The following is a 15,567-nucleotide window of genomic DNA, read 5'->3' as shown; positions in this document are numbered from 1 at the left end:
CGGCCAGTGTCGCATGCCGCGCGTTTCCGATGGATGACGCCGTGGCCGCTCAGGACCGGCTGCCGGCCGCCTGCTCCTGCCGCTGGACGTCGTACGGAGCCAGCTCCGCGGCCAGCTCCGCGTTGACGCGGACGTGCAACAGTGTGCCCTCGGGCAGGTGCGACGTGCTGAGCACATCGCCCGTGCGGTGGGCCCGGGCGACCAGGTCCCCCCTGTCGTACGGGAGCACGGCCCGGACCTCGACGGCCGGGCTCGGCAGCCGCTCCTCGATCGCCGCGCGCAGCTCGTCGACACCCCGCCCGGAGTGTGCGGACACGAAGATCGCGTCCGGCCAGAGTCGCTTGAGGCGCAGCAGAGTGTCCTCGTCGGTGGCGTCGGTCTTGTTGACCACCAGCAACTCCGGCAGCCGGTCCGCGCTCACCTCGGCGAGCACCGCGTGCACGGCCCGGACCTGCTCCTCCGGATCGGGGTGGGTGCCGTCCACCACGTGCACCACCAGGTCCGCCTCGGCGACCTCCTCCAGCGTCGAGCGGAACGCCTCGACGATCTGGTGCGGCAGGTGCCGGACGAAGCCGACGGTGTCGGAGAGGGTGTAGAGGCGCCCGTCCGAGGTCGTGGCCTTGCGGGTGGTGGGGTCCAGTGTGGCGAACAGCGCGTTCTCCACCAGCACGCCAGCCCCGGTCAGGCGGTTGAGCAGGCTGGACTTGCCGGCGTTCGTGTAGCCGGCGATGGCCACCGCGGGAACGGCGTTGCGGGAGCGACGGGAGCGCTTGGTCACGCGTACCGTCCGCATGCCCTTGATCTCGCGGCGCAGCCGGGAGATCCGGTGGCGGATGCGGCGCCGGTCGGTCTCCAGCTTGGTCTCACCCGGACCACGGACACCCACACCGCCGCCGGCGCCGCCACCCCGACCGGAGCCACCGGTCTGCCGGGAGAGCGTCTCACCCCAACCGCGCAGCCGGGGCAGCAGGTATTCGAGCTGGGCCAGCTCGACCTGCGCCTTACCCTCCTTGCTCTTGGCGTGCTGGGCGAAGATGTCAAGGATCAGCGCGGTCCGGTCGACGACCTTGACCTTGGTGCGCTGCTCCAGGTTGCGCAGCTGCGACGGTGACAGCTCACCGTCGCAGATGACGGTGTCGGCACCGGTGGAACGCACCACCGCGCCGAGGTCGTCGACCTTGCCACGGCCGATGTACGTGGCCGGGTCGGGACGGGTGCGGCGTTGGATGAGCCCTTCGAGCACCTGGGAGCCGGCGGTCTCGGCGAGCGCGGCGAGCTCGGTCAGGGAATTCTCGGCGTCGGTCACCGTGCCGTCGGTCCAGACGCCCACCAGGACCACCCGCTCCAGCCGCAGCTGGCGGTATTCCACCTCGGTGACGTCACTGAGCTCGGTGGAGAGGCCGGGAACGCGCCGGAGAGACTGCCGCTCCGACAGGTCCAGCTCGCCGGTGGTGACGTCGTCGAACTCGTCCTCGACAGGGACGAAGCTCTCCTGGTCTCGCAAGCGGTTCTCCTGTCCGTTTTGATAAGTAGAACGTAATCCTGACATGACTCAACGCCGAACGCACCTGCTATATGCCCATGGTGAACCTCGCCAAAAGTGGGGCCGCATGCTGGTCGGCCGCGACAACCCGGTAGAAATGCGGACGGCGGCCGACCGGCCGCACAGCCGTGACGGAGGGATCCCGTGGCCATCACCCGACTGCCGAGCGCCGGATTTTCGATCACCATCCGGATCGCCGTAACCGCGGACGCCTCCTCGATCGGCCGGCTCACCACCTCCGTCGGCGAGGCCGGGGCGATCGTCACGGCGCTGGACGTGGTGGACTCCGACCCGACCAACGTGATCGTCGACCTGACCTGCGACACGGCCGATGCCAAGCACGCCGACCAGGTGGTCGACGCGCTCCGGGCGCTCGACGGGGTGGACGTGCGCAAGGTGTCCGACCGGACGTTCCTCCTGCATCTCGGCGGCAAGATCGAGGTGACCTCGAAGGTCGCGCTGCGCAACCGTGACGAGCTGTCCCGCGCGTACACCCCGGGGGTTGCCCGGGTTTGCATGGCGATCGCCGAGAACCCGGCGGACGCCCGGCGGCTGACCATCAAGCGCAACACCGTCGCGGTGGTCAGCGACGGCTCCGCTGTGCTCGGCCTGGGTAACCTGGGCCCGGCCGCGTCGCTGCCGGTGATGGAGGGCAAGGCGGCGCTGTTCAAGCGCTTCGGCGGGGTGGACGCCTGGCCGGTGGTGCTGGACACGCAGGACACCGACGAGATCGTGCAGATCGTCAAGGCGATCGCACCGGCCTACGGCGGTATCAACCTGGAGGACATCGCCGCGCCGCGCTGCTTCGAGATCGAGGCCCGGCTGCGCGAGGCGCTGGACATCCCGGTCTTCCACGACGACCAGCACGGCACCGCGATCTGCGTGCTGGCCGCGCTGACCAACGCGCTGCGGGTGGTCGGCAAGGAACTCAAGGACGTCCGGGTGGTCGTCTCCGGCGCCGGCGCGGCCGGCACCGCGATCATGAAGCTGCTGCTGCGCCAGGGCGTCGGCGACATCATCGCGTACGACCGGGAGGGCGCCCTGCACCGCGGGCTGACCGGGCTCAACCCGGCGTGGCAGTGGCTGGCGGAGAACACCAACAGGGAGAACTACTCGGGCGACCTGCCGGGGGCGATCCAGGGTGCCGACGTCTTCATCGGGGTCAGCGCCCCGAACCTGCTCACCGGCGACGACATCGCCCAGATGGCGAAGGACGCGATCGTCTTCGCCCTGGCCAACCCGGACCCGGAGGTCGACCCGCGGGAGGCGCGTAAGCACGCCGCGGTGGTGGCCACCGGCCGCTCCGACCAGCCGAACCAGATCAACAACGTGCTCGCGTTCCCCGGCGTGTTCCGCGGCATGCTCGACGCGCACGCCGAGGAGTTCACCGAGGAGATGGCGATCGCCGCCGCGCAGGCCATCGCCGACGTGGTGGGCGAAGACAAGATCAACCCAACGGTGATCGTGCCGAGCGTCTTCGACTCTCGGGTGGCCCCGGCGGTCGCCGCCGCCGTCCGCGCCGCCGCGCACAACCCCAGCCCGCTCCCGGCCGCCGACCCCGGCCCGGCCGACCTTCCCGAGATCGCCGCCAACGCCAGCGCCACCCCGTAAACCCCGCACCCCGGGCCTGCGGGGCCTCCGGGGCCTCCGGGGCCTCCGGGGCCTCCGGGGCCTCCGGGGCCTCCGGGGCCTCCGGGGCCTCCGGGGCCTCCGGTTTGATCATGAAGTTATGGTCACGACACGCCGAGCACGGTGACCATAACTTCATGATCAACCGGGAAGCTCACCGGTAAGGGACAGCCGGGAAGGGGCAGCCGGGAAGGCCGGCCGGGGGTTAGGCCGGGAGGGTTACCTCGCCGGTTGCTACCAGGACTGCTGGGCCGGACAGCCAGCAGGAATCCGCGGTGACCGTGACCGTGACGCGTCCGCCGGGGACGTCGACGGCTACCACGCCGGTGTCCCGGCCGGCGTCGCGCAGGGCCACCGCGCCCACCGCGCAGGCACCGGTGCCGCAGGACAGCGTCTCGGCGCTGCCGCGCTCGTACACCCGCATCAGGGTGTGCCCGTCGGTGCCGTCGACCGGGTCCCCCGCCACAATGAACTCCACGTTCACCCCGGACGGGAACACCACCGGGTCGAATCCGGGCGCGACGGTCAGGTCCAGCGCGGACAGCTCGACACCGGTCGGCAGGACACAGACCAGGTGCGGGTTGCCGACGTCCACGACGGTGCCGGACAGGGTCAGACCGCCGAGGGTGGCGCTCGAACTGTCGTACAGCCGGGGTCGGCGCATCTCGACGGACACGGCGTCGCCCTCGACCAGCGCGCGCACGACGCCGGCCCGGGTGGCCACCGGCAGGGCCGCGCCGGCGGGCGTGGCCAGCCCGGTGTCGAGCAGGTAGCGCACGAAGACCCGGGCGCCGTTGCCGCACATCTCGGCGAAGGAACCGTCGGCGTTCCAGTAGTCCATGAACCACTCGGCCTCGCCGGCCTGCCCGGCGCCGTCGGGATGCTTGGCCGCGCGGACCACCCGCAGGACGCCGTCCGCGCCGATGCCCCGCCGCCGGTCACAGAGCGCCGCGACCAGCTCCGGGGTCAGGTCGAGCTGACCGTCCGGGTCGGGAAGGAGGACGAAGTCGTTGCCGGTGCCGTGGCCCTTGGTGAACTCCACGCCCCCATCATCGCGCAGCGGCGGGCAGCAGGCGCAGGGCGGCCCCGATCAGGTCCGGCCCGGCCGAGTCCAGCCAGTGGATCCGCGGGTCACGCCGGAACCAGGACCGCTGCCGCCGGACGAAGCGCCGCGTGGCCCGGACCGTCTCCTCGCGCGCCTGCTCCTCGGTCAGCTCACCCGCGAGCAGGCGCAGCACCTGCTGGTAGCCGAGCGCCCGACTCGCCGTCCGCCCCTCGGGCAACCCACGCCCGACCAGCTCGCGGGTCTCCGCCACCAGACCATCGGCGAACATCCGGTCGACCCGCAGCGCGATCCGCTCGTCGAGCAGGGCGGTGTCCAGGTCCACGCCGAGCTGCACCGCCGGGTAGTACGGCGTGGGCTGCGGCAGCGAGGCGGTGAACGGCGCGCCGGTCAGCTCGATCACCTCCAGGGCTCGGACGATCCGGCGACCGTTGCCGGGCAGGATGCTCTCGGCGGCGACCGGGTCGGCGGCCCGCAGCCGCGCGTAGAGCGGGGCGGGGCCGGCCTCGGCCAACTCGCGTTCCAGCCGTTCGCGCAGCGCCGCGTCGGTGCCGGGGAACTCGAAGTGCTCCAGCACCGCCCGCACGTACAGCCCGGACCCGCCGACGAGCAACGGCACCCGCCCTCGGGACAGGATGTCGTCCACCGCCGCGCGGGCCCGCCGCTGGTACTCCGCGACGCTCGCCGGCTCGGTGACGTCCCAGATGTCCAGTAGGTGGTGCGGCACCCCGCCGCGCTCGGCGACTGTCAGCTTGGCGGTGCCGATGTCCATGCCCCGGTAGAGCTGCATCGAGTCGGCGTTCACCACCTCCCCGTCGAGGCCGTGCGCCAAAGCGATGCTCAGCGCCGACTTACCGGCGGCCGTCGGACCGACCACCGCGACGACGCCGCCGCTCACGCCGGCTCCCAGAACGCCACGAAGTAGGCGACGCCGTAGGGCGCCGACTCGTGCAGCAGCTCGCCACGCCAGGCACCGCCCGCCGCGCGGGCCGCGCCGGCGAGCACCTGCCAGGGAGCGCGACCGGCGGCCTTCAGCTCCGCCGACACGACCGGGTCGAGGTCGCGCAGGACGTCCAGGTCCGCCTCGGCCAGGGCTGCGGCAACCCGCCTGTCGTACGGGAGGGCGCGCGCGTCGTCGTACCCGGGCGACTTGTCCCCTCGGCAGGCCGACCCGTCCCCGAGCACCAGCAACGCCACCCGGTCACCGGCGGCGTCGATCCCGTCGGCGAGCGCGGCCAGCTCGGCTGGCCCGGCGTCCGCGGCCACCTGGACGGCGGTGGTCCGCGCCGCCGTGGGCGCGCCGGCGCTGGACGGCGCGGCGGCGGGCGGGGCGGCGCTGGGCGGCGCGGCGGCAGGCGGCGCGGCGGCAGGCGGCGCGGCGGCAGGCGGCGCGGCGGCAGGCGGCGCTTCGTGCCGGGCGAGCAGCCACGCGCCGATGGTCAGGCTCAGCGGCAGGACCGCGCCCCGGTCGGGCTGACCGGGAGCCAGCGGCACGTCCAGGTCGACACCCCAGGGCTGAAGGGAGCCGGTGGCCGGGGAGGGGATCGCGCCGGTCGCCGGGCCGGTGCCCAGCAGCACCACGATGTCCGGTTGGGCGGTCAGCAGTCGGCGTACGGCGGTGTCGCAGGCCGCCCGCACGTCGTCCATCTCCGGGGCCGCGGAGCCGGCCACCTCCGGCACGAGCAGGGGCGGATGCGGGCAGACAGCTGCGGCGACCAGTGGCACCCATTCACCGTAGCGGGAATCGCCGGTGCGTCTCCGAGCCGATCCGGTCATTGAGGCCCTAGGACACCGTATGGTCACGGTCGGCGATAGGCGCTCGACGCGGACCGGGTCGGACCTGTGACAATGCCGGAAGCAACTTGGCTGCGCCGTGGCGGCGGCGGGGGATCGATCCCTCGACGCCGGGAGAACGAGGATGGGCACATGAGCGACTGGACTGCCTTTGGACGGGTGGACGCGGACGGCACCGTGTACGTCAAGACCGCCGAGGGCGAGCGGGTGGTCGGATCCTGGCAGGCGGGAGCACCTGAGGAGGGCCTGGCGCACTTCGCACGGCGCTTCGCCGACCTGGTCACCGAGGTGGACCTGACTGAGGCGCGACTCAAGTCGGGTGCGGCGGACGCCGGGCACTCGTTGAGCACGATCCGGCGGATCCGCGCCACGCTGCCCGAAGCCAACGTGGTCGGCGACATCGACGCCCTGACCGCCCGCCTGGACAAGCTGGCCACCCTCGCCGAGGAGAAGGCCGGTGAGGCGCGCGCCGCCCGGGACGCCGCTCGCGTCGAGGCCCTGGCCCGCAAGACCGCTCTGGTCGAGGAGGCCGAGAAGCTGGCCGCCGAGTCCACCGGATGGAAGACCGCCGGGGACCGGCTCAAGGAGATCCTCGACGAGTGGAAGACCATTCGCGGGGTCGACAAGAAGGCCGACGGAGAGCTGTGGAAGCGGTTCGCCGCGGCCCGGGACGGTTTCACCCGCCGCCGGGGCGCCCACTTCGCCTCTTTGGACTCGCAGCGTAAGCAGGCGCAGACGGTCAAGGAGGAACTCGTCGCCGAGGCGGAGAAGCTCCGGGACTCCACCGACTGGGCCGCCACCGCCAACCAGCTCAAGGACCTGATGACCCAGTGGAAGGCCGCTCCCCGCGCCTCCAAGGAGGCCGAGCAGAAGCTCTGGGAACGGTTCCGGGGTGCGCAGGACGCCTTCTTCAGCCGGCGCAGTGAGGTCTTCTCCGCACGGGACAACGAGCAGCGCGGCAACCTGGAGCGCAAGCAGGCCCTGCTCGCCGAGGCCGAGGCGTTGGACGTCGACGCCGACCCGAAGGGCGCACAGGCCAAGCTGCGGGAGATCCAGGCGCAGTGGCACGAGGCGGGCCGGGTCCCCCGCGAGGCGGCAGCCGGGCTGGAGCGCCGGCTGCGTGCCGTCGACGACAAGGTCCGCGAGGTGATGGACTCGGCGTGGCGGCGTACCACCAAGGAGGACAACCCGCTGCTCGCCCAGATGCGGGCGCAGGTGGCGGAAGCCGAGGACCGGCTGGCCCGGGCCCAGAGCGCCGGCGACGCGCGCCGCATCAAGGAGGCCGAGCAGGCGCTCAACGCCAAGCGGCAGTTCCTCCAACTCGCCGAGCAGGCCGGCTGAGCCCCGCGCCCCGCGCCAAGAACCTGCTCGATCCTGGATGTAGTGGCATCCTGCTCGCTCCCAGGCCACTACATCCAGGACAACGCCGTTGCGTTTGGCGATCGGGGCTTGAGTCAAGGCTTTGAAGACGCGAACGGGACTTCTGATAGATCAGCTTGTGTCGAGCAAGGTGATCGTTGTCAGGAGTCCCGTTGCAGGAGAAGTCTGTCATCAGCCGGTCGTTCGGGGTGGCCGGGGGTGTGTACGCGCCCGGTCATCTGGGTGAGTTGACGCAGATCATCGATTTTGACCTGGTAGACGCGGTGTTGGAGGAGACCGGGACACGGGAGAAGCGGCTGCGGCTGCTGCCGTCTCGGGTCGTGGTGTATTTCGTCCTCGCGCTCGCTCTGTTCGAGCGCTGTTCCTATCTGGCGACCTGGGGGAAGCTGACCGCCGCCCTGACGGACCTGCGCCTGACGCGCCCGAGCGTCTCCTCACTTGCCCGCGCCCGCCGCCGGATCGGAGCGGCGCCGCTACGGCGGCTGTTCGAGACGTTGGCTGGTGTCGTCGGCCTGCCCAGCCAGCCCGGCGTGTTCTACCGGGGCCTGCGCACCGTAGCCATCGACGGCACTCACCTGCACGTGCCCGACCGGGAACAGGTCACCTGGCGCTACCGCAAACGGGTAGGAGACCGGCGGGAGTTCGGCTACCCGCTGCTGCGACTGCTCGTGGTGATCGAGTGCGGGACCCGCGCCCTGCTCGCCGCGGACTTCGGCCCCGATGCAGGAGGCGAACTGCCCTATGCCCACCGCCTGGTAGGCGCACTGGACCGCGCGATGCTGCTGCTGGCCGACGCCGGCTTCGACGCCGCGCGATTCCTGCACGACGTGGCCGCCACCGGCGCGCAGTTCCTCGTCCGCTCCACCGCCTGCCGCCGCCCGACCATCGCGCAACGCCTGCCCGATGGCTCCTACCTGACCCGCATCGGCTACGGCACCCTACCCGCCCTCATCCTGATACGAGTCATCGAAGCGCAGGTCACCATCACCCTGGCCGACGGCACGGTGCGCCGCGAGCAGTGGCGCCTGATCACCAGCCTGACCGATCACGCCCGCTACCCCGCCCGAGAACTCATCAACCTCTACCACGAACGCTGGCAGGCCGAGACCACCTACTACTCGATCAAAGCCACCATGCTCAACGGCCGCGTCCTGCGCTCTCACAGCATCCCCGGCATCGAGCAAGAGGTATATGCCCTCCTCACCACCTACCAAGCCCTCATCCGCGCCGCCGCAGACGCCGCGTCAACCCAACCGGGCCTGGACATGGACCGGCTCAGCTTCACCATCCTCATCGACACCGCCGTCAACACGATCACCACCGCCAGCGCGATCCACCCCGACGGCCCCGCCGATCTCCTCGGCGCGATAGGCCAGGCCGCGCTGGCCAACCTCCTACCCACACAGCGCCGCCCCCGCGTCAAAGCCCGCACCCGCAAGAACCCGACCAGCAAGTACGGCCCGAACACGCGACAACACCCCCCAACCGCACAGACCTACAGCTTCCACGCCGACATCACAGTCTTCGAGAAAGGACTTGCCTCCCGCTCACAGCGCTAAACGCAACGGCGTTGACAACCAGGATTGAGCGCGATCATGCGTACGAGTCGGACACGAAGCCTGGTCTTGGGCACCATTCGCCGCATTCCACGCCCCGCGTCCCACGATCCCGCACCGCACCTCGTGCCCCGCCTCGCAATATCCCTGAAGTTGCTGCCTCAGGGGTGGCGTAGGCGACAACTTCCCCGAAGTTGCGTGGATCATGGCGGCTGCGCCGGCCGGCCTGGCTCCGTCCGGCGGCGAAACGTGCGAAGAGGGCGATACGCGCGACGGGGCAGCGCGCGGTCAGACCGGACAGCGCGGGCAGACCGGACAGCGCGCGGTCAGACCGTACAGGGCGCGGTCAGACCGGACAGGGCGCGGTCAGACCGGACAGGGCGCGGCATGGAGGGCCGAGGGCCGCGCGGATGCTCGGCCAGGCCACGTGAACGTTGGCGGAGGGGCGGATTGGGGCAGCCGGAGGGCTGATTGACGCATCGACCCGGGCTGATCAGAATGAGCGACGGAGTCTGGTAGGGCCACCGGCACGAGGGCGACGACGGCGAAGCACCGCCGACGACGGCGAAGCACCGCCGACGAGGGTGCCGGTGCGCGTTCGCGAGTGGCCGTGTCCGCGTGACCTGGGCTGTCGCGCACTGTCCGCGTACCCGATGGGAGCGGAGGGTGCGGACGGCCGCCCGCCGGCGTCGTCAGCGGACGGCGTCGGAACTCCGAAGTGGAGCTCGAATGTTTCGTCCCAAGGCTTTGGGCGGCGCGGTCACCGCGCTCGCCACCGTCGCGGCGGGGGTGGGCGTCGCCGTCGCCGTCGGTGCCGGCCCGGCGGTGGCCGCCGGCACCGGTACCGGATATCTGCACACCGTCGGCAACCAGATCCAGGACAGCACCGGTGCCACGGTCCGGTTGACCGGTATCAACTGGTTCGGCATGGAGACCGACAACAAGACCTTCCACGGTCTGTGGTCGAGCAACCCGTGGCGGGGGCAGCTCGACACGATGGCGCGGTTGGGTTACAACACGTTGCGGGTGCCGTTCTCGAACGACGCGTTGAAGCCGGGCGCGACCGCCACCGGGATCAACGACTTTGTCAACCCGGACCTGGTGGGGCTGTCGCCGTTGCAGATCCTGGACAAGGTCATCGACTACGCCGGCAGCAAGGGGATGCGGATCATCCTGGACCGGCACCGGCCGACGTCGGCCGGGCAGTCGGCGTTGTGGTACACGCCGACGGTCTCCGAGGCGACCTGGATCAACGACTGGAAGATGCTCGCCCAGCGGTACGCGGGCAACACCACTGTGATCGGCGCGGACCTGCACAACGAGCCGCACGCCGAGGGCACCAATCCGGCGGCCACCGGCGCGTGTTGGGGTTGCGGCGACACCGCCCGGGACTGGCGGCTGGCCGCCGAGCGGGCCGGCAACGCGATCCTCGGCGTGCAGCCGAACTGGTTGATCTTCGTGGAGGGGGTGAGCTGCCCGAGCGGCGGCCTCTCCAACGTGTGGGACAACGACCCGAGCAACGACGAGGACTGCGGCTGGTGGGGCGGCAACCTGTCGAAGGCGGGCCAGTACCCGGTACGGCTGAACGTGGCGAACCGGCTGGTCTACTCGCCGCACGAGTACGCCACCTCGGTGTACCGGCAGACCTGGTTCGACGCCCCTGACTATCCGGCGAACATGCCGGCGATCTGGGACAAATACTGGGGTTACCTCTACAAGCAGAACATCGCGCCGATCATGATGGGCGAGTTCGGCAGCACCCTGGCCGACCCGAAGGACCGGGTGTGGCTGGAGAACCTGATGGCGTACACGGGGACCGGGGTCACCGGGATGTCCTTCACCTACTGGTCGTGGAACCCGAACTCGGGTGACACCGGCGGCATCGCGCTCGACGACTGGACCAACGTCAACACCACCAAGCAGGCGATCCTCCAGCCGTACCTGATCGCCCCCACCGGTGGCGGCACCACCCCGCCGACCGGTGGGCCGACGGACCCGCCGTCCGGCGCGTGCACGGCCACCTACCGCCAGGTCAACGCCTGGCAGGGCGGCTTCCAGGGCGAGCTGACCGTCACGAACACCGGTTCGGCTGCGGCGAACCCGTGGTCGGTCAGCTGGGCCTGGCCGTCCGGGGTGACGCTGGGCAGTGGGTGGAACGCCACCGTCTCGCAGTCCGGCACGACGGTCACCGCGGCCGCCCCGAGTCACGCTCCGTCGCTGCCGGCCGGCGGGTCGGTCACCGTGGGCTTCACCGCCAACGGTACGGCCAGCGCCCCGGCGACGGTGAAGCTGAACGGCACCGGCTGCTGACCTGTCGGGACGGCCGGTGCGGGCGGGTACCGCATCGGCCGTCCCGGCCATTTACATCCAGATGCTTCTATGCTTTCATCGGGAAAGCGCTTGCCTGTCCACGGCCGGCGCACGCGCAGGAGCCGCTTTCTTCACGTACCAGCACTGGCGGGCCCGCGGACCACAGGTCCGGCCGGGAGTCGCGGCCCACGGGCATGGGCGCAGCGACGGGTCGTCCGCCTCATCGAAAGGAAGCAGCATGCGCACAGGACGGCGTCGATCGACGCTGATCGCCACCACCGCCGCAGCCACCGCCACCCTCGTCGCCGCCGGTCTGCTGACCTCGGTGTCCGCCCAGGCCGCCGCCGGGTGCCAGGTGACCTACTCGGTCGCCAGCCAGTGGCCCGGCGGCTTCACCGGCAACGTCACAGTCACCAACCTGGGCGACCCGCTCTCCGGGTGGACGTTGCGCTGGACGTACGGGGCCGGTCAGCAGACCAGCCAGGCGTGGGGCGCCACCGTCACGCAGAGCGGCAGCCAGGTCTCCGCGACGAACGTCGACTACAACGGCAACCTGGCGACGAACGGCAGCGCGTCGTTCGGCTTCAACGCGAGCTGGAACAACTCCAGCAATCCCGCCCCGACCAGCTTCTCCCTGAACAACGTCGCCTGCACCGGCAGCACCACGCCGACCACCCCGACCACGCCACCGCCGACCACCCCGCCGCCGTCGAGCACTCCCCCGCCGACCAACCAGCAGCCGTCGAACCTCGTCGGCTGGGCCACCCAGAACGGCGGCACCACGGGTGGCGGCAACGCCGCCACGACCACCGTCAGCAACGCCTCGGGCCTGACCAGCGCGCTGAACGCGACAGGCGCCGCGGTGATCCGAGTGACCGGGACGATCACCTGCTCGGGGATGCTGCGGGTCCGCTCCAACAAGACCATCATCGGCAACTACGGGGCGACGATCGTCGGCTGCGGGTTCAACATCAACGGTGACCGCAACGTGATCATCCGCAACCTGACCTTCCGCAGCTGGAACGACGACGCGATCAACGTGCAGGAGTCGGCCAGCAACATCTGGATCGACCACAACACCTTCAGCAACGGGTACGACGGCGCCGTCGACATCAAGCGCGGCTCGGACTTCGTCACGGTGTCCTGGAACCGGGTGTTCAGCCACGACAAGACGATGCTGCTCGGGCACAGCGACGACAACGCGAGCCAGGACGTCGGCCACCTGCGGGTGAGCTACCACCACAACTACTTCGACGGCAGCAACCAGCGCAACCCCCGGGTGCGGTTCGGCAACCCGGTGCACGTCTACAACAACTACTACCGGGCCAACGGCGGCTACGGCATCGCGTCCACCGAGCGGGCCGGCGTGCTCGTCGAGGGCAACTACTTCGAGAACGTCGACGACCCGTACCACCTGGGTGAGGGCGACTCGGGGCCCGGCAGCCTGGTCGCCCGCAACAACCACTTCGTCAACTCGCCCACCGGCCAGGCCGGTGGCAGCGTGGCCAGCATCCCGTACCCGTACCAGCTGGACCCGGCCAGCAACGTCAAGTCCATCGTGCTGGCGGGCGCCGGCGCCGGCAAGATCACCATCTGACCGCGGCGGGGCCCCCTCGGCGAGGGGCCCCCTCGCGCGGTCAGTGCGCGGCGCAGCCCGCGGTGGGCGCGGCCACGACCGGCGGCGCGCCGATCGTCGGCAGACCGAGCAACACCCCGGGGGTACGCGGGGAGCGTCCCGCCTCGGCCGCGTCACCGGCCCGGGTGCGGCGGTGCGCCACCAGCGCCCCGTCGGCGTTCAGGTGGTGCGGCGCGGCGTACGTGATGGTGGTGTGCACGATGTCGCCCGGCCGGATCTGGCCGGCGAGGGACTCCCCGCCCGGCCCGTCGGTGGCGAAGTGCACCAGGCGGCCGTCCCGGGCCCGGCCGGACATCCGGCCGGTGCGCTCGTCCTTGCGGCCCTCGCCGACAGCCACCAGCACCTCGACGGTCTCCCCGACGAGGCGCTTGTTCTCCGCCCAGGTGATCTCCTCGACGGTCGCCACCAGCCGCTCGTAGCGCTCCTGCACGACCTGCTTGGGCAGCTGGTCGTCCATGGTCGCCGCCGGGGTGCCGGGTCGCTTGGAGTACTGGAACGTGAAGGCCGAGGAGAACCGCGCCTCGCGGACCACGTCCAGGGTGCGCTGGAAGTCGGCCTCGGTCTCACCGGGGAAGCCGACGATGATGTCGGTGGTGATCGCCGCGTCCGGCATCGCCGCCCGGACCTTCTCGATGATGCCCAGGTAGCGCTCGGAGCGGTAGGACCGGCGCATCGCCCTCAGCACGTCGTCGGAGCCGGACTGCAACGGCATGTGCAGCGAGTGGCAGACGTTCGGCGTCTCGGCCATCGCGGCGATCACGTCGTCGGTGAAGTCCTTCGGGTGCGGGCTGGTGAAGCGGACCCGCTCCAGGCCGTCGATGTCGCCGCAGGCGCGCAGCAGCTTGCCGAACGCGTACCGGTCGCCGAACTCGACGCCGTAGGAGTTGACGTTCTGCCCGAGCAGGGTCACCTCCAGCACGCCCTCGTCGACCAGGGCGCGCACCTCGGAGAGGATGTCGCCGGGACGCCGGTCCTTCTCCTTGCCACGCAGCGCCGGCACGATGCAGAAGGTGCAGGTGTTGTTGCAGCCCACCGAGATCGACACCCAGCCGGCGTACGTCGACTCGCGGCGGGTCGGCAGCGTGGAGGGGAACACGTCGAGGGATTCCAGGATCTCCACCTCGGCGGCGGCGTTGTGCCGGGCGCGCTCCAGCAGCACCGGGAGGGACCCGATGTTGTGGGTGCCGAAGACGACGTCCACCCAGGGCGCCTTGCGGACGATGTCGCCCCGGTCCTTCTGGGCCAGGCAGCCGCCGACCGCGATCTGCATGCCGGGATGCTTGTCCTTCACCGGGCGCAGGCGACCGAGGTTGCCGTAGAGCCGGTTGTCCGCGTTCTCCCGTACCGCGCAAGTGTTGAAGACGACGATGTCCGGGGTGTCGTCGGTCGGCGTCGCGCGCACGTAGCCGGCCTGTTCGAGCAGGCCGGATATCCGCTCGGAGTCGTGCACGTTCATCTGGCAGCCGTACGTCACGACGTTGTAGGTCCTCGCCACCGGATTGGTGCCCCTTCCCCTCGGGCTACCAGGGTAGCGGCCCCTGCCGGGGCCCCGGCCCACCGGCATTGACCCGGTGGCCAATGGCGGGCATCCACGACGGGCAGTACGCTGCACACAAGAATGTGTTCTGGGCGATTTCGGGGGCTTTGCACTCGGCGCCGACGATGCGCGGCTCCGTTCACGGGGGAGCACATGACGACCCGCGGGAGGCCAACCGTGACGCGACAAGACGCGACACAGCGCACCGTCACGACGGCGGACGGGCGGCACCTCGCGGTGGAGACATCGGGCGCGCCGGACGGCCCGGCGGTGTTTCTCCTGCACGGCACCCCGGGCAGTCGCAGCGGCCCCCGCCCCCGGGGCATCGTCGTCTATCGCCTCGGCGTGCACCTGGTCTGCTACGACAGGCCCGGTTACGGCGACTCCGACCGGCACGAGGGCCGGCGGGTGGCCGACGCCGCGGCCGACGTGGCGGCGATCGCCGACGACCTCGGCATCGAACGGTTCGCGGTGGTGGGGCGCTCCGGCGGTGGGCCGCACGCCCTGGCCTGCGCCGCCCTGCTGCCGGAGCGGGTCACCCGGGCCGCCGTGCTGGTGGGTCTCGCCCCGGCCGGGGCGCCCGACCTGGACTGGTACGCCGGCATGGCCGAGTCGAACGTGGAGGACTTCGGGCAGGCCGACGACGACCTGGCCGAGCTCACGCTCAACCTGAAGGTCCGGGCCGAGGAGGCCCGCCGGGACCCGATGACGCTGCTGGAGTTCCTGCGCCCCCAGTTGCCCGACGAGGACATCCGGGTCGTCGACGACGTCGCGATCCGCCGGCTGCTGACCGACATGTACTCCGAGGCGCTGCGGCACGGCCCGGAGGGCTGGATCGACGACGTGCTGGCGATCCGCCGCGGCTGGGGGTTCGACCTCGGCGCCATCCGCGCGGAGGTCCGGCTCTGGCACGGCGAGCAGGACCGATTCTCGCCCGTCGAACACTCGCACTGGCTCGCGTCGAAGATCAGCCGGGCGGAGGTCCAGGTGCAGCCCGGCGCCGCGCACTTCGGGGCCGTGGAGATCCTGCCGCAGACCCTGACCTGGCTGGCCACGCCGGACCTCGCGACCAGCCCGCGACTCTGACGTCAGGTCGGGGGCCGGTGGGCCGGACGCGCG

At 71.2% G+C, this 15,567-nt stretch carries 11 protein-coding genes; 6 read left to right on the top strand and 5 right to left on the bottom strand.

The features are described from left to right. Positions 1–49: 49 nt before the first annotated feature. Positions 50–1,504 carry a GTPase HflX gene (hflX, locus tag O7634_RS17290; RefSeq protein ID WP_278151150.1) on the bottom strand — a complete coding sequence of 485 codons (1,455 nt, stop codon included), beginning with the start codon at positions 1,502–1,504 and terminating at the stop codon, positions 50–52. A gap of 183 nt (positions 1,505–1,687) precedes the next feature. Here hflX and O7634_RS17285 point away from each other — a divergent pair, with 183 nt between their 5' ends. Further along, positions 1,688–3,154, top strand: a complete 1,467-nt coding sequence (locus O7634_RS17285; RefSeq protein ID WP_278151149.1) for an NAD-dependent malic enzyme — start codon at positions 1,688–1,690, stop codon at positions 3,152–3,154. Positions 3,155–3,377: 223 nt separating this feature from the next. Here O7634_RS17285 and dapF read toward each other — a convergent pair whose 3' ends face one another. Genes dapF through O7634_RS17270 form a run of 3 tightly spaced genes read right to left on the bottom strand, consistent with a single transcriptional unit; the run spans position 3,378 to position 6,011 of the window. Beyond that, the gene (gene dapF, locus O7634_RS17280) at positions 3,378–4,214 is read right to left on the bottom strand and encodes a diaminopimelate epimerase (protein ID WP_278151148.1); all 837 of its coding nucleotides are present in this window, start codon (positions 4,212–4,214) and stop codon (positions 3,378–3,380) included. Between the two features lie 7 nt (positions 4,215–4,221). After that, on the bottom strand, positions 4,222–5,133 hold the full coding sequence (gene miaA / locus O7634_RS17275; protein WP_347404264.1) for a tRNA (adenosine(37)-N6)-dimethylallyltransferase MiaA: 912 nt from the start codon (positions 5,131–5,133) through the stop codon (positions 4,222–4,224). Further along, complete coding sequence (locus O7634_RS17270; RefSeq protein WP_278151147.1) at positions 5,130–6,011, bottom strand: hypothetical protein; 882 nt, start codon at positions 6,009–6,011, stop codon at positions 5,130–5,132. Before O7634_RS17270 ends, miaA begins: the two co-directional genes overlap by 4 nt. Positions 6,012–6,161: 150 nt before the next feature. On the opposite strand from O7634_RS17270, the gene O7634_RS17265 reads away from it, so the two are divergent. From O7634_RS17265 to O7634_RS17250, 4 genes are all read left to right on the top strand, one after another. After that, positions 6,162–7,370: a DUF349 domain-containing protein gene (locus tag O7634_RS17265; RefSeq protein WP_278151146.1), complete on the top strand. Its 1,209-nt coding sequence runs from the start codon at positions 6,162–6,164 to the stop codon at positions 7,368–7,370. A 191-nt stretch (positions 7,371–7,561) separates the two neighbouring features. Further along, entirely contained in the window at positions 7,562–8,968 is a 1,407-nt protein-coding gene (locus O7634_RS17260; RefSeq protein WP_278150502.1) for an IS4 family transposase, read from the top strand. 726 nt (positions 8,969–9,694) lie between these two features. After that, the gene (locus O7634_RS17255; RefSeq protein WP_278151145.1) at positions 9,695–11,275 is read left to right on the top strand and encodes a cellulase family glycosylhydrolase; all 1,581 of its coding nucleotides are present in this window, start codon (positions 9,695–9,697) and stop codon (positions 11,273–11,275) included. 238 nt (positions 11,276–11,513) lie between these two features. Continuing rightward, positions 11,514–12,872 (top strand): cellulose binding domain-containing protein, encoded by a 1,359-nt coding sequence (locus O7634_RS17250; protein WP_278151144.1) that lies wholly within the window; start codon positions 11,514–11,516, stop codon positions 12,870–12,872. Positions 12,873–12,912: 40 nt separating this feature from the next. On the opposite strand, the gene miaB is transcribed toward O7634_RS17250, so the two are convergent. Continuing rightward, a complete protein-coding gene (gene miaB / locus O7634_RS17245) occupies positions 12,913–14,475 on the bottom strand; it encodes a tRNA (N6-isopentenyl adenosine(37)-C2)-methylthiotransferase MiaB (protein WP_278153992.1) in 1,563 nt (520 codons plus the stop codon). A 150-nt stretch (positions 14,476–14,625) separates the two neighbouring features. Here miaB and O7634_RS17240 point away from each other — a divergent pair, with 150 nt between their 5' ends. Then, a complete protein-coding gene (locus O7634_RS17240) occupies positions 14,626–15,534 on the top strand; it encodes an alpha/beta hydrolase (RefSeq protein WP_278151143.1) in 909 nt (302 codons plus the stop codon). The last annotated feature ends 33 nt before the right edge of the window (positions 15,535–15,567 follow it).

The sequence above is a fragment of the Micromonospora sp. WMMD1120 genome (assembly GCF_029626235.1).
GTDB lineage: Bacteria > Actinomycetota > Actinomycetes > Mycobacteriales > Micromonosporaceae > Micromonospora.
This window is presented reverse-complemented; position numbering and strand designations above follow the sequence as displayed.